Here is a 21,032-nt window from a genome sequence, read left to right on the forward strand (position 1 = left end):
CGTCCTGGTTAGCTTCGGGAGTCGACGCCGACGGCCGAATACGTGCGTCCCGCCCCCGGCTGCGGCAGGACGCGCAGCAGTTCCCGCAGGATGCCCACCCCGTCCTCGGTCAGGATCGACTCCGGATGGAACTGCACCGAGGCGAACCCGGCCGCCCGAAGGGCGTGCACCTCGCCGGTCGCCGGGTCCCGGCTCACCTGCACCGTCTCGGCGTGCCGCCCCTGCGGCAGCAGCGAGGTGGGGCAGCGCCCGGTGAAGGTGTTGTAGAAGGCGACCCGGTGTGGCACGCCGAACAGCCGGATCTCCTTCTGCACCCCCTGGTTGGGCACCGGCAGCCGGTGCAGGGGGATGCCCAGCAGGTCGCACAGCACCTGGTGGCTCAGGCACACGGCGAGGAACGGGCGGCGACCCGCCAGCAGCGTGCCGATCGTGTCCCGCAGCAGCCGCACCCTCGCATCGGCGCCGTCACGCGGGTCACCCGGACCGGGCCCCAGCACCACCAGGTCGTACGCGTCGACGGTGAACGGCTCGTCGTGCCGGCGTACCGTCACGTCCAGCCCCAGTGAGCGCAGTTGCTGGCCGAGCATGACGGCGAAGGTGTCCTCGGCGTCGACCACCAGCACCCGCCGGCCGTCGAGCACCGGATCGGCGTCGCCGGCCCGGTTCGGGCCCCCGGCGTCGGGCTGGTCGGACGCCAACCAGAACCGGCCGACCCGCTCGTTGCGTTGCCGCAGCGCCCGGCGTACCCCCGGATGGCCGGCCAGTCCACCGGCCGGCTGGGCGTGCAGGGCGGTCAGCAGGCCGGCGGCCTTCGCCCGGGTCTCCGCCGCCTCCGCCACCGGGTCCGAGTCGCGCACCAGCGTCGCACCGACCGACAGGCGCAGCCGGCCACCGGAGTCGATGTCGGCGGTCCGGATCACGATCGTCGAGTCCAACGTCCGGCGGCCGTCCCGGTCGTGGCCGATCAGGGCCAGCGCGCCGCTGTAGTAGGCGCGGCCCGTCGGCTCGTACCGGCCGATCACCCGGGTCGCGTTCTGCAACGGGCTGCCGACCACGGTCGGGGCGAACATCGTTTCCCGCAGCACGTCCCGCACGTCCGCGTCGGTGCCCCCCTCGACCAGGTACTCGGTGTGCGCGAGCCGGGCCATCTCCCGCAGGTACGGGCCCCGGACCCGGGCGCCGTCCGGGCAGATCCGGGCCATCATCTTCAGTTCCTCGTCGACGACCATGAACAGCTCGGCCGTCTCCTTGGAAGTGGCGAGGAAGTCGAGCACGCCGGGCAGGGTCGGCCCGGACTCCGGGTACCGGTAGGTGCCGCTGATCGGGTTCATCACGGCCCGCCCGCCGGCCAGGCTGACGTGCCGCTCCGGACTCGCCCCGACCAGCGTCCGGTCGCCGGTGTGCACCAGGAACGTCCAGTACGCGCCGTTCTCCGCCGCGAGCAGCCGACGGAACAACCGCAGCGCGGCGGTCAGCGGGTCCCCGCCCAGGTCGGCGATCCAGGTGCGCTTGAGGACGAAGTTGGCCCCCTGGCCGCTGCCGATCTCGGCGTCGAGCACCGCGCGCACCAGCCCGGCGTACGCGGCGTCGGACAGGTCGTAGTCGCCGGGGCCGACCGGGATCTCGCCGTCGGGGATGCGCCGCAGCACCTCGGCCAGCGGCAGCACCTCCTGCTGGTCGACCCGCATCGCCAGCAGCGGGGTGCCGTCGTCGGGGGCGTCGAACCCCCGCTCGGCGAGCTGCCGGTAGGGGATCAGCACCAGCAGGTCCTCACCGGCCGGGGAACCGGCGGGTCCGGGCAGGGGCAGTTCGGCCAGCCGGTCGACCGGGGCGACCGGCCCGGCGAGCACGTCGACCCAGCCGTACTCGTGCGCGTACGGCCGGTGCAGCAGGGCGAACGGTCCGTGGCACCCGGCCCGGTCGGCGGGGGGCAGCGTGACCGGGTCGGACGACGGTGGTCGGTGCTCCGCGGACATCGGTCGCCTCCTCTCGTGGTGGTGGGTGGCCGACCGGCCGGCGCAGGGGCCGGCCGGTCGGGACGGGCGGGTGGGTGGGTGGCCCGGCCTGCGGTCAGGCGTGGGCGGCGGTGGTGACGGACAGCGCGGCGAGCAGGGTGTCGGTGTCGGCGACCACGGCGCACCGGTTCGCCGCGTAGGTCAGGGCCATCCGGTGGTCGTCGGCCGTGAAGTCGGCCACCGCGTCGGCGGCGACGAACGTCTCGATGTCGTGCGAGAACGCGTCGCAGGCGGTGGCCAGCACGCCGACGTGCGCGTACACGCCGCAGACGACGAGCTGGTCACGGCCGGCGGCGCGGATGCGGTCCAGCAGGTCGGTGCGGTGGAACGCGCTGTACCGCCACTTGGTGAACACCCAGTCCCCGACGGCGGGGGCCAGTGCCGGGTCGACCCGGCGCTGCTGCGGCTCGGCGGTCATCCCCGGCCCCCAGAAGTCGGCGAGCAGGCCCCGCTGGAGGGGGGTCATCGAACCCGGCTGCGCGGTGTACGCCACCGGCACCCCCAGCTCGGCGCAGCGGGCCCGCAGCCGGGCCGCGTTGTGCCGCAGGGCCCGGCCCGGCTGCGCGTCGGGCGGGAACGGGCGCAGGAAGTAGCCCTGCATGTCGTGGACGAGCAGCACCGCGCGGGCCGGGTCGGGCACCCAGCCGACGGTGTTGCGGGGCAGTTCGGGCAGGTCGTACCGGATGGTGTCCGGGATGCCCACGGTTGCCTCCTCGGTCGGGCTCAGACGCCGAGCGTGGCGCCGCCGTCGACGGTCAGGTGCTGCATGGTGATGTGCCGGGCGTCGTCGGAGATGAGGAACAGCACGGCGGCGGCGATGTCGGCCGGGTCGGCGATCCGGCCGAGCGGAATGCCCACCCGGTACGCCTCCGGCACCCCGCCGATGGTGGAGCGTCGGGCGGCGTCGTCGGGCAGCAGCGCGGCCAGCATCGGGGTGTCGGTGGAGCCGGGGGCCACCACGTTGCACCGGATGCCGTACCCGGCGAGTTCCAGCCCGAGCGCCTTGGTGAACGCGGTGGCCGCCGCCTTGGACGCCCCGTACGCCGACATGCCGGCGCGGGCGGTGCCGGCGGCGTTGGAGGCGACGGTGACGATGGTGCCGCGCCGTCGGGGCACCATCCGGTCGGCCACCGCCCGGCAGGTGTGGAACACCCCTGTCGCGTTGACCGCGAAGGTGAGCTGCCAGTCCTCCTCGGTCAGCGTGCGGGCCTCGCCGGGGCGCAGCACCCCGGCGGCGTTGACCAGCGCGTCGATCGGTCCGAGTGTCCGTTCGACGGTGTCCACCAGGTCGCGTACCGCCGCACCCGAGCGGACGTCGACCGGGTACGCGGTCAGCGGCAGCCCGGCGGAACGGGCCTCGTCCACGGTGGCCCGCAGCCGGTCGGCGTCGCTGTCGACGGCGGCGACCGGGGTGCCACGGCGGGCCAGTGCCCGAGCCACCTCGGCGCCGATCCCGCCGGCCGCGCCGGTGACCAGGGCGGTGCCGACGGTGCTCACCGACCGACACCTTCGGCGACGAGCGCCCGGGCCAGCTCCAGCCGCTTGATCTTGGTGGTGGCGGTGTGCGGCAGGTCGGCCAGCCGGCGGTGCACCGGGTCGGCCATCGGCGGCAACCCCCGGGCCGCCGCCTGCCAGGCGTCGAGGTCGAGGGGCTTGTCGTCGCGGGTGCAGACCACCGGCACCGGCCGGCCCTCGGTGCCCACGATGATCACTTCGGTGAGGTCGCCCATCCGGGCCAGCAGGTGGTCCTCGGCGACCAGTGTGCTGCCGAAGCCGGGCACCACGTCGACCTCACGGTCGAGCAGGTGCAGGCAGCCCCACCGGGTGCGGTAGCCGACGTCGCCCATCTTCCACCAGCCGCCCTCGACCTGGGCCGCGTAGCGTTCCGGCTCGCCGAGGAAGGTGATCGCCCGCCCGTCGCTGCGGGCCTCGATCCGCCCCGGCGACTCCCGGGTCGGGGGGCGGCCGTCGACCGACACCACCCGGATGTCGGTCATCCCGGGGAACGGCACGCCGACGCAGCGTCCGTCGTGCTCCGGCTCCCACCGCCTGCTGTACGTCCGGCCGACCACCGGGCCGGTCTCGCTCTGGCCGTAGAGCTGGGCGAACTTCGGGTTGCGGTGGTCGGAGGCGGCGAGCATCCGGCGGATGGTGCGCGGGTGGATCGCGTCGAACGTGCTGCTGAAGTAGCGGACGCTGGCCAGCGGCCGGCGCGGGTCGTCGGCCAGTTCCTCCCAGCGCAGGAACGAGTTGGGGTGCGCCTCGATCACGCCGGGCCGGAACCGGGTGAGCAGTTCGGCGGCGCGCGCCGGGTCGTCGTCGGCGAGCACGATCAGCGGTACGCCGCGCGACAGCGCCAGCGTCATCGCGCTGATCGCCCGGGAGTGCACGAACGACACGTGCAGCAGCAGCGGTTCCCGGCGGCGGACCAGCGCGGCGATGGTGGCCTGCGGCCGGTACCGGGCCTGGAGCGACCACCCGGTGTGTACCGCCATCTTGGGGATGCCGGTGGTGCCGGAGGTGTGGGTGACCAGCGACGGATGGTCGGCGGGCATGGTCACCGGCGCGACCCGGGGTGCGCCGGCCAGCTCGGCCAGCGCGGTGCCCGCCGGGTGGGTGCCGGCGGCGAGCAGCACCCCGTCGGCCAGCTCGCCGACGCCCTCGGGCAGGCTGCCGGTCAGCTTCGTCTCGTCGGTGAGCAGGTAGGCCGGGGCGGCCCGGCGCAGCAGCTCGGCGACCGTCGCGCCGTCCAGCTTGGGGGAGAGCAGCACCGGTACCGCGCCGATGCGGGCGACGGCGACGGCGAGCAGCGGGATGTCGAACCCGTCCGACTTGTGGACGACCACCCGGTCGCCGGGGCGGATACGCGCCGCCCACAGCCGGGAGGCGAGGTCGTCGACGAGGTCCGCGAGCTCGGCCATGGCGATCCGGCGGCCGAGTTCCGGGGCGACGTCCAGGTCGTGGTCGAGGATGAGCAGGTTGGCGGGGTGCCGGGCGAGTGCCCGGTCGAACACCGTGCCGAGTCGGATTCCCTGGTTGGCGACGCGTTGCAGCAGCATGGCTACCGTCCTCCGGAGGACTGTTCGATGTAGGTCTTCAGCCGCGCGAGGGTCAGCTCGATGTCGCCGCGCAGCTTGTCGGTCCACTGGGTGAAGAACCGCTCGGTGGCCTCGGCGTCGAGGCCGGCGGTGATGCCCCGGATGCCCTCGGTCGCCTCGCCCATCCGGAACCGGTGGATGAGCAGGCTGCCGCCGCCCGGGACGGCGTTGATCTCGTACGACCAGACGCTTTCCTGCCGTTCGCCGGCGCTGTTGCGCATGGCCCAGGCGAACATCCGGCCGGGTGCGGCGCGTACCACCTCGGCGGTGGTCTGCCACTCGCCCCGGACCACGGGCGCCCAGGGCACCACGTCGTCGCTGCGCACGTTGTCGCCCCGGAACACCGCACCGACCGCGCCGGGGGTGCCGGAGATCCATTTCCCGCCCCGGCATTCCGGGCTCCACCGACCGCTGGCGGGCAGGTCGCTGACCACCTCGTAGATGTGCTGCCCGGTGGCGTTCACCTCGATTTCACCGTGCACCGCGAACAATTCGCGATGGCCTTTCGCACCCAACACGGAAACCTCCTCGGCGAGGGCGTGCCGAGTCACCGCCACAATGGCGGCGACGGCACGGGAACGGTCGACGACGACCAGGACGTCCGCCGGCTGCGCGGTGCGGGGAACCCCCGTGACGCGGCGGTGCCGGTGACTATGAGTGCCGCAATGATCACTGTCGATCAGGCGTGCGGGTAGACCATAGGTCGGTCGCGGGGGCCGTGCAACGCATCTCGGTGGGCCGGGGTCACTCCGTAACCGTGTGCAGTGACCCATCGTGCCTTATCTATCCCCAGGCCACCGGCGGGGTGCCGATCGCCGCCATCCGTAACCCCTAGTTATCAATTGACCTGTTCAAGTGTCCCGAATTGTGGGAAGGATATCGGCGACGGCGGGTGTCCGACCCCGTGGGTCGTCATCGACCGGGCCGAACACGTGTCGGATCGACGATCAGGCTCCCCCGGGTGAGCGGCGGGGGAGTGGGTGGCGACGGGAATGACCTGGATCACTCCAGCGGGGTGGTCGCCGTGCGCGGTGGGCGTGTCCGCCGGCTGCTTCCCAGGATATGGAACGCAGGGATAGATTGTCCCGGTCACCCTGAGCCACGGTGGGTGGGGGTCTGTCGGGCGGGCGGTGCTGGTCGGAAGCGGCCCGTGGGCGGCGCGGGCGGGTCGCGCCCGGGATGCCGGTGGCGATTTGGCTACCGTCCGTGTCCAAGGCCGGCGACCCGTCGGAAGTCAACCGGGACATTGCTTGTCAGGGTTCTGGTCGCGTCCTAGACTCGGCGACCGACAGATGTGTGAGACACCCACTTACGGGGAGTTGCGGTGTTCAATGCAATGGCGGGCCTGCGCTAGCCAGATCATCTTTCTCTGACCATGGAACGGCACATTACGCCGAGCTTCCGCCCGGAGGCTGCGGCGACCCAGCCGTGCCCATTTTCCGTGACGATTTTCCGCTAGCGAAGTGTCCTGGAGTTCGGCATGCGCCTCTCAACGGCCAACGCACCGGTCGCTGTCCTGTCCACCATTCCCTCCGACTCGCACACCTGGAACCTGGTCTACCTCCACCTGCTGCTGGAGGAGCACGGCTTCCGGGTGGTCAACCTCGGCGCCTGCACGCCGATCGACGAACTCGTCGCCGCCCACCTACGGCACCTGCCCGACCTGGTCGTGGTCAGCACCGTCAACGGGCACGGCGCGGTCGAGGGCGAGCAACTGGTCCGCCGGCTGCGCCGGCACGACCGCACCACCCCCGTCGTGATCGGCGGCAACCTCGGCGTCGCCGGGTCCGCCGACGAACGGCACGTGCCCGCCCTGCTCGAAGCCGGGTACACCGGCGTCTTCGTCGGCGACCGGGCCGTCGACGACTTCCGCGCCCACCTGCGCACCCTGCACGCCCGTCCGCACCTGGCCGCGAGCCCGGTGTGACCCGGGGACGGTTCGCGTCGTACGTGGCCGACAACCAGGCCGCCGGTCGGTTGGTGGTGCAGCCCAGGATGGGCTTCGCCACCACCGAACAGATGCGCGGCGGCCTGCTCGCCGTCCGCGCCGCCCGGGCCACCACCGCCGGCACCCTCACCCTGGACAGCTTCACCCGGGTCGGCGACCACGCCAGCGCCGCCCGCGCCCTGGTGCACGGCCACGACCTCAACGGCTATCCGCTGGTCGCGCACGGGGCGGTGATGACCCGGGCGATGCTGGAGGACATCGCCGCCGACGACTTCCCGGTCCAGGTACGACACGGCTCGGCGCTGCCGCTGGGCATCTTCCACGCCCTGCTCGACGCCGGCCTCGACGCCACCGAGGGCGGGCCCGTCTCGTACTGCCTGCCCTACAGCCGGGTGCCGCTGCGGGCGGCGATCGACGAGTGGGCGGCCTGCTGCGAACTGCTCGCCAGCGTGGGCGACGGACGGGGCGCCCACCTGGAGAGCTTCGCCGGCTGCATGCTCGGCCAGCTCTGCCCGCCGTCCCTGCTCGTCGCGCTGGGCATCCTGGAGGGCCTGTTCTTCCGGCGGCACGGGGTACGCAGCCTGTCGCTCAGCTTCGCCCAGCAGACCAACCCCGGTCAGGACCTGGACGCGCTGCTTGCCCTGCGGCACCTGGCCGCCGAGTTCCTGCCGGACTGCGACGTGCACCTGGTGGTCTACACGTTCATGGGGCTGTTCCCCCGCACGCCGGCCGGTGCCGCCGCGATCCTGGCGGAGAGCGTCCGGCTCGCCGTTGCCGGCGGGGCCGCCCGGCTGATCGTCAAGACCTCGGCCGAGGCGTTCCGCATCCCCACCGTCGCGGAGAACGTCGCCGCACTGGAGTTCGCCGCCACCCAGGCGGCCGGCTGCGCCGCACCGGCCCGGCGGTCCTTCGACCCGGCCGCCTCCCCGGCGTACGCGGAGGCGCGGCTGCTCGTCGAGGCCGTGCTCGACCTGCACCCGGAGCCCGGTACCGCCCTCGCCGAGGCGTTCGGCACCGGCCTGCTCGACGTGCCGTTCTGCCTGCACCCGGAGAACGCGAACCAGGCCCGCAGCCGGGTCGACCCCGACGGGACGCTGCGCTGGACCCGGACCGGCCGGATGCCGCTGCGGCCCGCCACCGGCCACGCCGCCGACCTCGGCTCGGCCGAACTGATCGACATGCTCGCCTTCAACCAGCGCCGCTTCGACACCCCGACCACCGAGCCGACCACGCCGGCCCTGAGCCCGGCCCGTTGACAGGGAGACCCGATGACCTCGGTCCTGACCAGCACGACCGCCCGCCTCGACCGGGTCCGCCGCCACGGCGCGGTACGCGCCGGGGTGAGCACCGGCATCCGTGGCCTGTCCGCCCCCGACACCGACGGCCGGTGGCAGGGCCTGGACGTGGACACCGCCCGTGCGGTGGCCGCCGCCGTGCTCGGTGACGCCAACGCGGTCGAGTTCGTGCCGCTGACCCCGGACCAGCGGATGCCCGCCCTGGCCGGCGACGACATCGACCTGCTCACCTGCAACGCCACCTGGACGGTGAGCCGGGAGGCCGGTTTCGGGGCCACCTTCGTCGCCACCACCTGCTATGACGGCGGGGCGTTCCTGGTGCCCCGGTCGGCCGGCGTCACCGCCGCCGCGCAGCTCGCCGGACGCCGGATCGGGGTACTCGGCGGCACCAGCAGCGCCGCCAGCCTCGCCCGCTACTACGCGCCGCTGGGCGCCGAGGTCGAGGTGGTGCCGTACCCGGACGCGGCGGACGCGCTCGTCGGCTACCGCGACGGCGCGGTCGACGCGTACGTCTGCGACGGGGTGGTGCTCGCGGCCGAGAAGACCCGGCTGCCGGACCCCGACGCGCACGTCGTCCTGCCCGAGCTGATCTCCCGCGAGCCGATGGGCCCGGCGGTCGCCGACGGTGACTCGCACTGGCTCAAGACGGTCCGCTGGATCATCTTCGCGTTGATCGCCGCCGAGGAGGAGGGCCTGACCTCGGCCACCGTCGGCCAGGGCGCGGCGTCGGCGCTGCTGGACGCGCAGGCCCACCTCGGCGACACGCTCGGCCTGCCGCGGACCTGGATCGGCGACGCCGTCGGCCAGGTCGGCAACTACGGCGAGGTGTACGACCGCAGCTTCGGCGCGGCCAGCGGTCTCGACGTGCCCCGCGGCCTCAACGACCTGTGGACGCGCGGCGGCCTGATGTACGCCCCGCCGTTCGCCTGAGCACGGCCGCAGCCGAGGGGGCGGCGACCGCAACCGGAAGGGACACCATGGAGAACCACCGCAGCAGCAGGACACCGATGGTCCAGATCATCGTCGCGATGGCGGGCTGGGGCACGATCGGGGTGTTCGTCCTCGAATCCGGGCAGCCGGCGTTCAACGTGGTCTTCGCCAGGTGCGTGCTGGGCGCGGTCGCCCTCGCCGTGGCCTGCCTGGTCGGCGGCTACTTCCGCGACACCGGGCTGACCCGGCGCAACCTGCTGCTCGCCGCCGGTGGCGGGGTCTGCCTGGTGTTCAACTGGGTGTTCCTGTTCTCCTCGTTCGAGCAGACGTCGATCACCATCACCACCGTCGTCTACCACACCCAGCCGTTCTACGTGCTGTTCCTCGGCGCGCTGCTGTTCAAGGAACGGCTCACCCGGGCCAACGTCGGCTGGGTGGTGCTGGCCTTCGTCGGGCTGGTGCTGACCACCGAACTGTGGACGGCGCTGCGCGGCGAAGGGCTGGACTCCCGGCAGCTTCTGGGCATCCTCAACGCGCTGGCCGCCGCCGTCCTCTACGCCCTGGCCACCATCGCCGCGAAGCAGCTCAAGGGGGTACGGCCGCAGATCACCGCACTGATCCAGGTGCTGATCGGCATTCCGCTGCTGCTGCCGTTCGTCCGTTTCGCGGCGCTGCCGGCGCCGGGCGCGAGCAGTTGGATCTGGCTGGCGGTGCTCGGGGTGTTCCACACCGGCGTGCTCTACCACCTGCTCTACTCCGCCGTTCCGCACCTGCCCAGCTCCACCATCGCGGTGGTGGCGTTCGTGAACCCGGCGGTGGCGATCGTCTGCGACGTCGTCGTCTACGCCCACCGGCCCACCCTGGCCGAGATCGTCGGCATCGTGCTGATCGTGCTGTCCAGCCTCGGGGTGACGCTGCGCTGGCAACCGCTGGCCGCCCGCCGGCCGGACCCCGCGCCCGGCGACGCGTCGGCCGGGCCCGAGGTGCCCGCACCGGCCGAGGTGCCCGCACCGGCCGAGGTGCCGGTGGCGGCCGGGGCACCCACTCCTCTGGTGACCGTCGACGAGGCCGGGTCACCCCACTCCGTCCTTCGAAAGCAGGGCTGACGTGACATCCTCCACCGACACCCCCGCTCTGCCCGAGACCGACCCGCGGGCCGCCACCGGCGCCGCGGTGCCGATCGCCGTCGTCGGGGCCACCGGCGCGGTGGGCCGTACCCTGATCGACCTGCTCGTCCAGCGGGGCTTCCCGGTCGGCGAGTGCGTGCCGGTGGCGTCGGCGCGCTCCGCCGGGCAGCGCATCGACGTGCCGGGCGGCACCGCCACCGTCCACGACCTCGACCGGTACGACTTCTCCGGCGTACGGCTGGCGTTCTTCTCCGCCGGCACCGGGACCAGCGAACGGCACGCCCGTCGCGCCGCCGCCCAGGGCGCACTGGTCATCGACAACACCAACGCGTTCCGGATGGCGGCGGACGTGCCGCTGGTGGTGCCGCAGGTCAACCCGGACGTGCTGGACCGGCGGCCGGACAGCGGCATCATCGCCAACCCGAACTGCTCCACCATTCCCCTGGTGCGCCTGCTCGCCCCGCTGCGCCGGCGGTACGGCCTGCGGCGGGTCACCGTCAGCACCTACCAGGCGGCCTCCGGCCGGGGTAACCGGGGGATGGCGGAACTGCGCGCCCAGGCCGCCGCCGCGACCGACGACCCGACCCGGACCGGCCCGGTCGAGGCGTTCGGGGTGCCGCTGGCGTACAACGTGATCCCGCTTATCGACACCCTGCTCGCCGACGGGTTCACGCTGGAGGAGCAGAAGATGCGGCAGGAGAGCCGCAAGATCCTCCGCGACCCGACGCTGGACGTGACCGCCACCTGCGTCCGGGTGCCGGTGCTCAACGGGCACAGCGAGACCGTGGTGGTGGACTGCGACGCGCCGGTCGACGCCGGTGAGCTGGCCGCGCTGCTGGCCGGCGAGCCGGAGGTCCGGGTGTGGGCCGACCGGCCGCCGACCCCGCGCACCCTCGACGACGCCGACCTGGTGCACGTCGGGCGGATCCGGGTCGACCCGGAGCACCCGAACCGGGTGGCGTTCTGGCTGGTGGCGGACAACCTGCGGATCGGTGCCGCGCTGAACGCGGTGCAGATCGCCGAGGTGCTGGTGGCGAGGGGGGTCCGGTGAGCCGGGTTCGGGTGGTCAAGTTCGGCGGTTCCAGCTTCGCCGGTCCGGAGCACTTCCACACCGTCGCCGCCCACCTCGCTGGGCGGGTCCGTGACGGCGAGAAACTGGTGGTGGTAACCAGCGGGATGCCCGGGGCCACCGAGGAACTGCGTCGCCTCGCCACCGAACTGCACCCCGAGGTCAGCAGCCCGGCCCTGCTCGGCCTGCTGCCGTTGGCCGACACGGTCGGCGCGGCCCTGCTGCGGATCGCGCTGGAACGCGCCGGTCTGCGCGCCGAACTGCTGCCGCCGCACCACATCGGCCTGGCCAGCAGCCCGGCGGGTGGGCAGGCCGCCGCGCTCACCGGCGTCGACCCGGTCTACCTGCACGGGCACCTGGCCGCCGCCGACGCGCTGGTGCTGCCCGGTGGTCAGGCGGCCGACGCCCTTCAGCGCCCCACCTGGCTGGGCAAGAACAGCTCCGACCTGTCCGCCGTCGCGGTCGCCGCCGCGCTGCGGCTGCCGGGCTGCGACATCCACTCCGACGTGGAGGGCGTCTACGACGCCGATCCCCGGCAGGTCCCGGCGGCGCGACTGCTGCCGACCCTGGCGTACGCCGACGTGGTGACCATGGCGCGGGCCGGCGCGAAGGTGCTGCACTCCGGGGCCGTGGAGCTGGCCGCCCGGCACGGTGTGACGGTCACCTGCCGGCTGAACACCGGCGACTTCCGGGTCGGTTCGGTGATCGGCCCGACCGGTGACCCGGCGTACGCGGTGGTGGCCGACGCCCGTTCGGTGGTGCTCACCGGCGACGACCCGGACGCCGTCGAGGCGGTGCTGGCCGCCGAGGGCCTGGCCACCCTCCGGGTGGCCGGCGCGGTGGTGGCGACCGGCTCGTTCGCGGACGTGCCGGCGCTGCTCGCGGCGCGGGGCCGGGCCTGCACCGTGACCGGGCAGAAGCTGCTCACCGTGCTGCGCGCCGGGGTGCCCGAGTACGAGCTGGTGCCGGCCACCGAGCTGGCGGTGGCCGCCCGGTCGCGGCACGTGGCCCTCACCACGGTCGCGGCCGTGGCCTGACCCGCCCCCGGCGGTCGTCGTCCCGGGCCCACCACGGGCGGTGGGGTGCCCGTATCCGCAGCGCATAATGGGTACGGCCTCCGCGTGGACCGGCGGGGGCGGGAAGCAGCGACGGCCGCCGGGCGGGGCCGGGGCGACGAGCGGAGACGGCGGTACGGTGACCCAGGCGATGCCGAACGTGACCCGGAACACGCGTCAGCGCGGCGAGGTGCTGGCGCTGCTGCGCGAGGTCGACGGTTTCCACACCGCGCAGCAACTGCACCAGATGCTGGTGGCCCGCAAGGCCCGGGTCGGGTTGACCACGGTCTACCGCACCCTGCAACTGCTCGTCGACGCCCAGGAGATCGACTCCACCCGGCTGCCCGGCGGTGAGCAGTTGTTCCGCCGGTGCAGCCAGAGCCGGCACCACCACCACCTGGTCTGCCGCCGGTGCGGCAGCACGGTCGAGGTGGCCGGGCCGGCGGTCGAGCGGTGGGCCGACCAGGTCGCCGCCCAGCACGGTTTCACCGAGGTCGGGCACACCTTCGAGATCTTCGGCACCTGCGCGGAGTGCGCCCGCTGACGACCCGGGCCCGGCCCCGCGTCACCGGGTGCGCCGGACCGGGTGGGTTCTTCCCGGTCCGGCGCACCCGGGCGGCGGGTCAGCAGTTGCGCAGCTCGGGCGACTGGTTCAGGAGCTGACCCCGGGTGGAGACGAACCGGCGGTAGGGCTCCGAGTCGACCGCCGCGGGACGGAACGCGGCGACCCGGTGGCAGTTCTGGAACGCCAGCTTCACCCCGAAGTGGCGTTCCAGGCTGGCCCGGATGGCGTCGCTGGCCATCGCGCGCAGCAACTGCCCCCGCTCCGCGTCCCCGGGCGGCGGTACGACGTTGTCCGCCCGGTCGGCGCCTGACGACTCCAGGTCGGCGACGACCCGGCTCACGGTCTGCCAGGCGTACGGCAGCGATTCCCGGACGCAGGCGACGAAGTCCCGGTCGTCGACGGGGCCCGCCTCGGCGGCTTCCAGCAGGGCGGATGGCACGGTGAGAGACATGGGTGCTCCTCATGCTGATAATGATTATGATTGTCGTTAGCGCTAACGCAGGGAGCACACCACGTCACCCGGTCCACGTCAACAGCGACACTCCGGCTGCCGGAGCCGGTACGGCTGCGTCAGGTCCGGCTCAGCCGCGCCTGAGTTCACACTTCGGCGGTGGGGGCTGCCCGGTCCACCGCAGCTCGGCGCAGTACCGCAGCGAGCGCGCGGGCGACACCCGCCACTCGTAGCGGGCCGCCTGGAAACCCATGTGGGTGACCCGTCCACAGCACCGGAAGGGCACGTCACCGTTGCGCAGCCGGTGCTCCTCGACCACCCCGTCGACCTCCATCCGTACCCGGAGTTGGTAGTCGACCGTGCCGTGCGGGAACACCTCGCCGCCGTCGTACGGCGGGCCCAGCGGGGCCGGCAGCTCGATCGTCTGCCCGGCGACGAGGACGCGCGGCCGGTCCGGGTCCCCCTGCCACGTCCCCGCCGGCCGTCCGCTGCCGGAAGGGGTGGTGGCCGGGGCCGGGGCGTCGTCCCGGCAGGCCAACTCGACCCAGGGACCGTCCCCGCCCGACAGGTCGACGTCGGTGACCGACACCGCCGCCACGGCCACACCACCGATGTCGAGGGTGCGCCGCGCGTGTACCGACAGGGCGTGCACCGGGGTGACACCCACCGGGATGCCGCCGTCGCGCTGCGCCCACTCGGCGAACCGCCGACAGTCCGTGACCGCAGCCGGCGGTCCCGCCTCGGCGCGGGCCCGGGTGGTCAGGAACGTCAGTTCGGTGCCGTCCTCGGTGCCGGTGATCCGGGCGCTCACGTCGAGGACCGGGCCGATGCCGACCGCGTCGGACGGGCTGGCCGGGCCCGACGGCGGGGGCGGGGCGGCCCGGTGTCCCGTCCCGTCCCGCGCCCCGAGCAACCGGACCACCCCGAAGGCCAGCAGGGCGGGCAGGATCAGGACGACCACGAGCAGGGCGGTCCGCCGCCGGCCGGTGTTCACAGTTTCCACACCGGCGGTCCGGCGCCGTCCGCGGTCCAGCCGTCAAGCAGGCTCGCGTGGTACCGGTCCTGGTAGCGGGCGGCCAGGCCGGTGCTGCGGAACGGCCGACCGTGGTCGTCGACCACCTGGACGCGGCTCTCACCGCCGAGGTCGAGTTCCAGCTCGATGACCCATTCGCAGTACGACCGGTCGGTGTACGCCTGGACGTCGATGGTGACCGGTTCACCCGGGGCGAGGGTCAGCGCGCGGCGGTCCACGTAGGCCGCACCGAGCGTCTCGTCCCGCGGATCGATCACCCGGGCGACGCTCTCCGGCTCGTCCAGGTCGAAACCGATGCTCAGCGGTTCCCCGTCGCCCTGGCTCCCCCGCAGGAGGAGAGCGCCGGACAGCGGCGCGGAACGCTTGAGCACCCGCGCGCGGATCTGCCTGACGAACACCGGGCCGGTCCACTGGCCGACCGCGGAGACGCGGAGCCGGGTGAGCACCCGGGTCAGCCGCTCGTCGGTGAAGCGCACCACCCCGTACACGACGTCCGGGAAGGTGTCCGCGACCTCACCCTCGGCCGGCAGCGACCGGGAGAGGAGCCGCTGCCGCTGGTCGCCGGTCAGCGGCGTGGCCAGGACCCAGAGCACCGGTTCGTCGGAGCGGTCGTAGTAGTAGGCGTTGGTCGCGATCGGCGGCTTCCGCCGGGCGTCGGCCCGTTTTGCCTGCTCGACCGCGCGGTCGTCGCGTACCGCCTGCTCCGCCGAGGTGATCCGGTTGGCGACCGCGCCGATCACCGTGCCGATCACCGCGCTGGCCGCCGCCCCGCCCGCCGCCAGCAGCAGCTTGCGCCGGGTGGACCGGTCGGCGGCGACATCCGGCTGCCCGTCCGCCGACGGTGCGGCCGGCCCCGGCTGCGGTCCCGCCGGCTGCGGCGTAGCCGCCTCCCGGGGCCTGGCTGCTTCCGGCGGCTCGGCTCCTTGCGGCGGCGTGACCGCTTCCCGGGGCGGGGCCGTCGCCTGCTGCGGCGGTTCCGGTCTGCGCTGGCCCCTGCTCCGTCTGGGTCTGCGTGGTGGCACGCCCCTCACCTCCGCACGGCGACCGGATCGACACGTTACGCCATTGTGGACGGGCCCGCAGCGGTAGCGCGCCCGTCAGCGGGGCGCGCTGCCGAACGCGCTGGAGAGGTAGGCCCGCGAGTCGGCGAGCGCACCGTCGATGATCCGGGCCGCCTCGCGCGCCTCCTCGGGCCGGTGCCCGGCCTGCACCTGGAGCCGGAACCGCGACGACCCGGTCGGGGTCACCGGGAACTCGACCATGAACGCCAGCACCCCCCGGTCGAAGAGCAGCCGGTTCGCCGTCCGGGCCAGCTTCTCGTTGCCGATCAGCAGGGGCACGATCGGGGACGGCTCACCCATGCAGGTCAGGCCCCGCCCGGTCAGCTCGTCGCGCAGCGCGTGGATCGCCGTGAAGAGCCGCGCCCGCAGCGCGTCCCCCTCGGCCGACCTGATGATCCGGGCGGCCTCCCGCACCACCGCGGTCTGCACCGGGGAGAGGGCGTTGGAGAAGAAGTGCGAACCGCCGAACATCTTCACGTACTGCTTGAGGGCCGGTGACCGGGACGCCACGAAGCCGCCGTTGGAGCAGAACGTCTTGGAGAACGCCCCCATCACGATGTCGACCGCACCGAGCAGGCCCTGCATCCCCAGCACGCCCGTGCCGCCCGGCCCCATCGAGCCCAGGTCGTGTGCCACGTCGACCAGCAGCGTGGCGTCGTACTCCCGGCAGACCTGTTGCAGGGTGACCAGGTCCGGCCAGTCGGCGTCCACGGAGAAGAGGCCGTCGGTGACCACCAGGATGCCGTTGCGGCTGTCGGTGGCCCGGATACCGGCCAGGTGCCGGCGGACCGCCTCGACGTTGAGATGCTCGTAGCGGACCACGTTGCGGGTCGCCGCCCGTGCCCCCTGCTGGAGGCAGGAGTGGGCGAGCCGGTCGATCAGGATGTGGTCGGACTGCCGGACCAGGCCGACGACCGCCCCGAAACCGGCCGCCCAGCCGGTCGGGAAGAGCGTCACGTGCTCCAGCCCGACCAGGTCGCCGAGGGCCGCCTCCAGGTCGTCGGAGATGCGGGTGTTGCCGAGCACCATCGGCGAGCCGGCACTGTGCGGCCCGTAGTCGTGCATCGCCTTCGCCGCCGCCTCCCGGATCCCCGGGTGGGTGTTGAACGACAGGTAGTCCTGCGAGTTGAAGTTGATGCCCCGGGCCCGCCGGCCCAGGTCGTTGGTGATCTGGGCGACGCTGTCCGGCGCCGCCTCCAGCACCCGGGAGTACTGCCACGTCTCGGTACGGCGGCGGGCCTGCACCCAGTCGTAGAAGTCCTCGGTACGGGTCAGCAGGTTGCGCCCGGCGGGCCGGTAGAAGTCGTACGCGTTCTTGTCCAGCGCGTACTCCTCGTCGGGGTCGACGGGGTTGCGCAGGTGGGCCGGCTCCCACATCTCCGTCAGGTCCGCGACGACCCGGGCCAGCTCGTCGTCGGCACCGTCGAGTGCGGCGAAGTCGTCCCACGGGATGTGGGTGGCCCAGTTGCGGGTCATCTCGGAGACCTCCGACGCCGTACGCGCCATGGTCGCCACGTCTCCGCGCCGGGCCGCCGCCAGGATGATCCCGATCAGTTCGCCGTCGTCACGCTGGTCCAGCTCGATGGTCACGGTGCCGTCTCCCGGGTGAGTCATCAGGCGAACAGGTTCTGCTGGTACGAGCGGGACGTCCCGGCGAAGTCGGCGAACACCGCGTGGTCGGCCGACGACTCCTTCGCGGCGTCGTTGAGCAGGAAGAGATTCGACGCCTGGAAGAACTCCGACACCGGGGCGACGTCGGCGTGCGTGGCGATGAACCGGTCGGTCTCCTGCTGGTTACCCCGCAACGCGACGAACAACTGCAACTCGTCGTGCCGGTACGGCCGCATCTCGGCCAGCGTACAGACGTAGTCGTGGTAGGCGGCGGCGTTCTGGCTGCGGCGACGGCCCTCGTAGGCGGCCATCGCCTCGTCGATCGACACCGCGCCGCGCAGCCACCGGTCCAGCGCGGCGCTGACCAGTTCCGCGTCGCGGAAGGCGTGGGTCATGCCGATCGCGGTGCACTGGTCCTTGGCCGACTCGGCGTCACCGACCAGCACCCAGCCGGGCCCGTGCAGCGGTCGCAGGAAGGCCGACTGGTCCAGGGTGCCGTAGATGCGTTCCTCGCGGACCCCCCTGGCCCGTACCGTCTCGCCCAACTCCGGGCTGACGAAGTCCAGCGTCCGCTGGTAGTTGCCCGGCACGTCGGCGCGGAACTCCCGCGACCACTCGCTCGGCCCCCAGACCAGCACCATGTTCTGGTCGAAGTTCGTCGGCACCACCGCGCACGCCAGCCGGCCGCGCCGGTGCAGCTGCGCCGGGCCGAGGTCGAAACCCGACCAGTAGCTCCAGTACGCGAAGGTGCAGCGGGGCCGCTCGTCGAACTTCGGCAACCCGAGGGTACGGGCGACGAACGAGTTCCGGCCGTCGGCACCGACCACGATCCGGGCCCGCTCCTCGACCTGCTCCCCGTCGGCTCCCCGCCCCCGTACGCCGACCACCTGCCCGTCCTCCACGACCAGCTCACGGACGGTGAACCCGGTGCGCACCTCGGCGCCGGCCCCGGCCGCCGCGTCGACGAGGATCTGGTCGAGCACCCGACGCCGCACCGAGGCGTAGCTCTGCACCACGCCCGAGTCGTCGCCGTGCAGGTCCCGGAAGTACTCCCGGAGCAGCTCGACCGGCACCGAACCGGTCAGCGAGATGCCGTCGTTGACCACCTCGACCGTGGTGTGCGCCGGGGTGACCGCGAGGACCTCGTCCAACAACCCCCACCGGTTCAGGTAGGACATCCCGTGCGGCCAGAGGAAGTGTGTCGAGATGACGTCGCTGGGGAACGAGGCGCGGTCCACCACCAGCACCCGGTGGCCCTGCCGGGCGAGCAGCAGCGCGGTGGACGCGCCCGAGCAGCGGGCACCGATCACGATGGCGTCGTACATCTGCCTCGGTCCTTCCGGGGTGGGCGGCGGGCGCGGACCCGCCCGCCGTGGTGCGGAGTCGCCGCAGGTCAACCCGGGTCTGTCGGGGGCCTCGACGGGTGCCTCCGGTGCCTGCACCGCCCGGCCCGGGCCAGCCCGAGCGGAGAGCATAGCGTACGTCCACAGTGGAACTCGGCGGATCGGGCCTCATCGCGCCGATGGGCTCTTCGTGCTGATCGTCGTCCGGGGGCTTCCGGGAATCGGCCGGACACGTCGCGTCGGCGCAGCCTGGTGGACAAGGGGAACACCCCCGCCCGGCCAGAGGAGAGCCATGGTGAAAAAGAGATGGTTGCTGATAGCCCTTGTCGCGGTGGTTGTCGGTGCTGCGGCACCTCCGGGGAGTCCGGCGTCCGCCGCGATCTTCGGTCCCGACACACGGACACCGGTCAGCCCGACCACCGGGTATCCGGCCAGCGCCACCGTCCGGTTGACGTTCCCCGGTGGCCAGTGCACGGGCTTCATGATCAGTGAACGTACGGTCGCGTCTGCTGGCCACTGCCTGCACACCGGTCCGGGCGGCACGTGGCGTCCCAACATCGTGGCGTACCCGGGCTCCGATGGCAGCAACGCGCCGTTCGGTTCGTGCGCCGCCGTCCAGTTGTTCGCGCCAGTGGGCTGGACCGGGCGTTCCAACGCCCCGGGTGGGGGAGATCCGGCCCACGACTACGGGGCGGCCCGGCTCAACTGCACGGTCGGCACCAGGACCGGCTGGTTCGGCCTGGGCTACCCGACACAAACCACGACCGGGTCGTGCACGACGACCCAGGGATATCCGTCCGACCGGCCCGGGCAGTGGACCAGCAGCGACTCCGTCCGCGCCGAGGACGCGAACTTCCTCTACGTCCGGCACCCCTTCACCAGTGGGCAGGACGGCAGCCCGATCTATTTCGCCCAGCCGCCGGTGTCGGCGCTGTTCTCCGCAACGGACTGGGACGAGCTGTGCCCCCGGCCACCGGTACTGGTGAAACCATGCCCGTGCCCGCCGCCGCCGCCCCCCTGTGGCGACTGCCCACCCATCACGGTCGCGGCGATCCTCACCACCAACCCGTACGCCACCGGGCCCAGCCTCGCCAACAACATCGCTACCCGGATCACGCCCGAGATCGTCAACAATCTCATGCAGTGGCGTTGACCGGACCGTGGTCGCTCCCGGGACGGACGGCGGGCCGCCGCCCCGGGAGTCGGGCTGCGTCTGGTCGGCCGCCAAGCCCCAGCCCGGCACAGGGCGGTTGTAAGGGGTGAACGCGAAAGGCGATGAGGGCCTGTTTGTCAGTTCAGGTGATGGGGCGGAGGCACCACCATGCGAACCACACCGTCACGATCGCCGGCAACCCGCTGCCCCTAGGTCTGCCCAGCCTGCGGGCGTCGAACGGCGCTCGATGACCTCGGCTTGCCGACCCGTGCGGTTCGCCGGAACGACTCGCCTCGTCGTACGTGATGTCGGCTGAGGCTCGCGGGGTTCAGGCGATCTGACGGAGGTCGCTGCCGTAGTCGAAGATGATCCGCATCCGGGCACCGAGCGCTCGTGCGTACCGGCTGAGGGTCGCCACCTCGTTGGCGTCCAGGTCGCCGTTTTCGATCTGGCTCACCCGACCGGGCGTGACTCCCATCAGCTCGGCCACCTGCCGCTGGGTGAGACCGAGACGCTTGCGCTCCTCGGCGAGGTGGAACGCGCCTACCCACGCCTCGGTGCGGGCACGTTCGGCGTCGAGCGCGTCGTCGTCCCCGTCGTGCAACTCGGCGCGGATGTCGTCCCAGTCATGGAAGTCGACCATCAGCCCTCCCTCCGTTTCCTCTCGAAGGCTAGCCAACCCTCGTAGGCGACCTCGGCGATCGGGATCGCGTTCTCGTACCACCGCGTCCAGTCTCCGGCCTTGTTGCCGGCGACCAACAGCACCGCCTGTGACCATGGATCAAAGACGAACAGAAGCCGGATGGCGACGTCGCGGCCGGATCTCGGCCGCAGCTCCTTGAGGTTGCTGATGCTCGAACCCCGAAGAGTGTCGACCAGCGGACGCCCCAGACCCGGACCGGTCTCGGCGAGCATGTCGATCGCTGCGTTCACTGACCGGTACGCCGCCGGGTCGGTCTGACGCAGGGCCCGTAACCAATCACGGACATCGCCCGTCGTCCTGATCGCCCAGCGGTGGGCTGGCCCATTGGTCACGGGACAACTATAGCTCAGGCTATACATGGCCCGTCCCTGCCATGACCAATCCAGCAAAAAGGGCAGAACCCTTACTTACGAGGCCATGTCCCGGTCATGCGGACCACGGAAGCGCAGGTCAACAGCGACATCACGTTATGCGGTGGGCCGCCAGGGACTCGAACCCTGAACCTAAGGATTAAAAGTCCTCAGCTCTGCCATTGAGCTAGCGGCCCGTCGGCCCACAGGTTACCCGACCACGTC

General features: G+C 72.7%; 20 protein-coding genes and 1 tRNA gene. 8 read left to right on the top strand and 13 right to left on the bottom strand.

Translation table 11 applies throughout. The annotated features are described in order from the left end of the window. Positions 1–8: 8 nt before the first annotated feature. The 5 genes from B5D80_RS01955 to B5D80_RS34705 form a co-directional block, all read right to left on the bottom strand. Positions 9–1,976: a chorismate-binding protein gene (locus B5D80_RS01955; protein ID WP_088641997.1), complete on the bottom strand. Its 1,968-nt coding sequence runs from the start codon at positions 1,974–1,976 to the stop codon at positions 9–11. Positions 1,977–2,070: 94 nt separating this feature from the next. Further along, positions 2,071–2,718 carry an isochorismatase family protein gene (locus B5D80_RS01960; RefSeq protein ID WP_281253430.1) on the bottom strand — a complete coding sequence of 216 codons (648 nt, stop codon included), beginning with the start codon at positions 2,716–2,718 and terminating at the stop codon, positions 2,071–2,073. A gap of 20 nt (positions 2,719–2,738) precedes the next feature. Next, the gene (locus tag B5D80_RS01965) at positions 2,739–3,512 is read right to left on the bottom strand and encodes a 2,3-dihydro-2,3-dihydroxybenzoate dehydrogenase (RefSeq protein ID WP_088641998.1); all 774 of its coding nucleotides are present in this window, start codon (positions 3,510–3,512) and stop codon (positions 2,739–2,741) included. Beyond that, positions 3,509–5,074, bottom strand: a complete 1,566-nt coding sequence (locus B5D80_RS01970) for a class I adenylate-forming enzyme family protein (protein WP_088641999.1) — start codon at positions 5,072–5,074, stop codon at positions 3,509–3,511. Before B5D80_RS01970 ends, B5D80_RS01965 begins: the two co-directional genes overlap by 4 nt. Before the next feature lie 2 nt (positions 5,075–5,076). Next, the gene (locus B5D80_RS34705) at positions 5,077–5,886 is read right to left on the bottom strand and encodes an SRPBCC family protein (protein ID WP_088642000.1); all 810 of its coding nucleotides are present in this window, start codon (positions 5,884–5,886) and stop codon (positions 5,077–5,079) included. Positions 5,887–6,593: 707 nt separating this feature from the next. Here B5D80_RS34705 and B5D80_RS01980 point away from each other — a divergent pair. The 7 genes from B5D80_RS01980 to B5D80_RS02010 all read left to right on the top strand — a co-directional run bounded on the left by B5D80_RS01980 (position 6,594) and on the right by B5D80_RS02010 (position 13,081). Then, positions 6,594–7,040 carry a cobalamin B12-binding domain-containing protein gene (locus tag B5D80_RS01980; protein ID WP_088642001.1) on the top strand — a complete coding sequence of 149 codons (447 nt, stop codon included), beginning with the start codon at positions 6,594–6,596 and terminating at the stop codon, positions 7,038–7,040. After that, complete coding sequence (locus tag B5D80_RS01985) at positions 7,037–8,317, top strand: methylaspartate mutase (protein WP_088642002.1); 1,281 nt, start codon at positions 7,037–7,039, stop codon at positions 8,315–8,317. The genes B5D80_RS01980 and B5D80_RS01985 overlap by 4 nt, the downstream gene beginning before the upstream one ends. Before the next feature lie 12 nt (positions 8,318–8,329). Next, positions 8,330–9,286: an amino acid ABC transporter substrate-binding protein gene (locus tag B5D80_RS01990; RefSeq protein ID WP_088642003.1), complete on the top strand. Its 957-nt coding sequence runs from the start codon at positions 8,330–8,332 to the stop codon at positions 9,284–9,286. Between the two features lie 77 nt (positions 9,287–9,363). Further along, entirely contained in the window at positions 9,364–10,392 is a 1,029-nt protein-coding gene (locus B5D80_RS01995) for a DMT family transporter (protein WP_211291355.1), read from the top strand. 1 nt (position 10,393) lies between these two features. Continuing rightward, positions 10,394–11,464 (top strand): aspartate-semialdehyde dehydrogenase, encoded by a 1,071-nt coding sequence (locus B5D80_RS02000; RefSeq protein WP_245854159.1) that lies wholly within the window; start codon positions 10,394–10,396, stop codon positions 11,462–11,464. Further along, the gene (locus tag B5D80_RS32700; protein ID WP_158224100.1) at positions 11,461–12,519 is read left to right on the top strand and encodes an amino acid kinase family protein; all 1,059 of its coding nucleotides are present in this window, start codon (positions 11,461–11,463) and stop codon (positions 12,517–12,519) included. The genes B5D80_RS02000 and B5D80_RS32700 overlap by 4 nt, the downstream gene beginning before the upstream one ends. 169 nt (positions 12,520–12,688) lie before the next feature. Next, a complete protein-coding gene (locus tag B5D80_RS02010; RefSeq protein ID WP_211291356.1) occupies positions 12,689–13,081 on the top strand; it encodes a Fur family transcriptional regulator in 393 nt (130 codons plus the stop codon). Between the two features lie 79 nt (positions 13,082–13,160). On the opposite strand, the gene B5D80_RS02015 is transcribed toward B5D80_RS02010, so the two are convergent. From B5D80_RS02015 to B5D80_RS02035, 5 genes are all read right to left on the bottom strand, one after another. Further along, the gene (locus B5D80_RS02015; protein WP_088642005.1) at positions 13,161–13,553 is read right to left on the bottom strand and encodes an SCO5389 family protein; all 393 of its coding nucleotides are present in this window, start codon (positions 13,551–13,553) and stop codon (positions 13,161–13,163) included. A 130-nt stretch (positions 13,554–13,683) separates the two neighbouring features. Then, complete coding sequence (locus B5D80_RS02020; RefSeq protein WP_144081538.1) at positions 13,684–14,556, bottom strand: hypothetical protein; 873 nt, start codon at positions 14,554–14,556, stop codon at positions 13,684–13,686. Then, positions 14,544–15,608, bottom strand: coding sequence for a hypothetical protein (locus B5D80_RS02025; protein WP_144081539.1), 1,065 nt, complete (start codon positions 15,606–15,608; stop codon positions 14,544–14,546). Before B5D80_RS02025 ends, B5D80_RS02020 begins: the two co-directional genes overlap by 13 nt. Positions 15,609–15,683: 75 nt before the next feature. Then, positions 15,684–17,237, bottom strand: a complete 1,554-nt coding sequence (locus B5D80_RS02030) for an aminotransferase class I/II-fold pyridoxal phosphate-dependent enzyme (RefSeq protein ID WP_245854160.1) — start codon at positions 17,235–17,237, stop codon at positions 15,684–15,686. 23 nt (positions 17,238–17,260) lie between these two features. Beyond that, positions 17,261–18,583: an NAD(P)/FAD-dependent oxidoreductase gene (locus tag B5D80_RS02035; RefSeq protein ID WP_088642009.1), complete on the bottom strand. Its 1,323-nt coding sequence runs from the start codon at positions 18,581–18,583 to the stop codon at positions 17,261–17,263. 310 nt (positions 18,584–18,893) lie between these two features. Between B5D80_RS02035 and B5D80_RS02040 the strand changes: the two genes are divergently transcribed. After that, the gene (locus B5D80_RS02040) at positions 18,894–19,754 is read left to right on the top strand and encodes a trypsin-like serine peptidase (protein ID WP_342747070.1); all 861 of its coding nucleotides are present in this window, start codon (positions 18,894–18,896) and stop codon (positions 19,752–19,754) included. Between the two features lie 328 nt (positions 19,755–20,082). Here the strand turns inward: B5D80_RS02040 and B5D80_RS02045 are convergent, their stop codons facing one another. The 3 genes from B5D80_RS02045 to B5D80_RS02055 form a co-directional block, all read right to left on the bottom strand. Beyond that, a complete protein-coding gene (locus B5D80_RS02045; RefSeq protein WP_088642010.1) occupies positions 20,083–20,397 on the bottom strand; it encodes a transcriptional regulator in 315 nt (104 codons plus the stop codon). Continuing rightward, the gene (locus B5D80_RS02050; protein ID WP_176734081.1) at positions 20,397–20,789 is read right to left on the bottom strand and encodes a type II toxin-antitoxin system RelE/ParE family toxin; all 393 of its coding nucleotides are present in this window, start codon (positions 20,787–20,789) and stop codon (positions 20,397–20,399) included. Before B5D80_RS02050 ends, B5D80_RS02045 begins: the two co-directional genes overlap by 1 nt. A 143-nt stretch (positions 20,790–20,932) precedes the next feature. Beyond that, positions 20,933–21,004: transfer RNA gene (locus tag B5D80_RS02055), tRNA-Lys, on the bottom strand. Positions 21,005–21,032 lie beyond the last annotated feature (28 nt).

Source organism: Micromonospora wenchangensis (assembly GCF_002210435.1).
Classification (GTDB): Bacteria; Actinomycetota; Actinomycetes; order Mycobacteriales; family Micromonosporaceae; genus Micromonospora; species Micromonospora wenchangensis.

What these genes read in the sequence shown, in the direction of transcription:
- B5D80_RS01955 (WP_088641997.1), bottom strand. Translation starts at nt 1,976, where the DNA reads ATGTCCGCGGAGCACCGACCACCGTCGTCCGACCCGGTCACGCTGCCC.
- B5D80_RS01970 (WP_088641999.1), bottom strand. Translation starts at nt 5,074, where the DNA reads ATGCTGCTGCAACGCGTCGCCAACCAGGGAATCCGACTCGGCACGGTG.
- B5D80_RS34705 (WP_088642000.1), bottom strand. Translation starts at nt 5,886, where the DNA reads ATGGGTCACTGCACACGGTTACGGAGTGACCCCGGCCCACCGAGATGC.
- B5D80_RS01980 (WP_088642001.1), top strand. Translation starts at nt 6,594, where the DNA reads ATGCGCCTCTCAACGGCCAACGCACCGGTCGCTGTCCTGTCCACCATT.
- B5D80_RS01990 (WP_088642003.1), top strand. Translation starts at nt 8,330, where the DNA reads ATGACCTCGGTCCTGACCAGCACGACCGCCCGCCTCGACCGGGTCCGC.
- B5D80_RS01995 (WP_211291355.1), top strand. Translation starts at nt 9,364, where the DNA reads ATGGTCCAGATCATCGTCGCGATGGCGGGCTGGGGCACGATCGGGGTG.
- B5D80_RS02010 (WP_211291356.1), top strand. Translation starts at nt 12,689, where the DNA reads ATGCCGAACGTGACCCGGAACACGCGTCAGCGCGGCGAGGTGCTGGCG.
- B5D80_RS02015 (WP_088642005.1), bottom strand. Translation starts at nt 13,553, where the DNA reads ATGTCTCTCACCGTGCCATCCGCCCTGCTGGAAGCCGCCGAGGCGGGC.
- B5D80_RS02035 (WP_088642009.1), bottom strand. Translation starts at nt 18,583, where the DNA reads ATGTACGACGCCATCGTGATCGGTGCCCGCTGCTCGGGCGCGTCCACC.
- B5D80_RS02040 (WP_342747070.1), top strand. Translation starts at nt 18,894, where the DNA reads ATGGTGAAAAAGAGATGGTTGCTGATAGCCCTTGTCGCGGTGGTTGTC.
- B5D80_RS02045 (WP_088642010.1), bottom strand. Translation starts at nt 20,397, where the DNA reads ATGGTCGACTTCCATGACTGGGACGACATCCGCGCCGAGTTGCACGAC.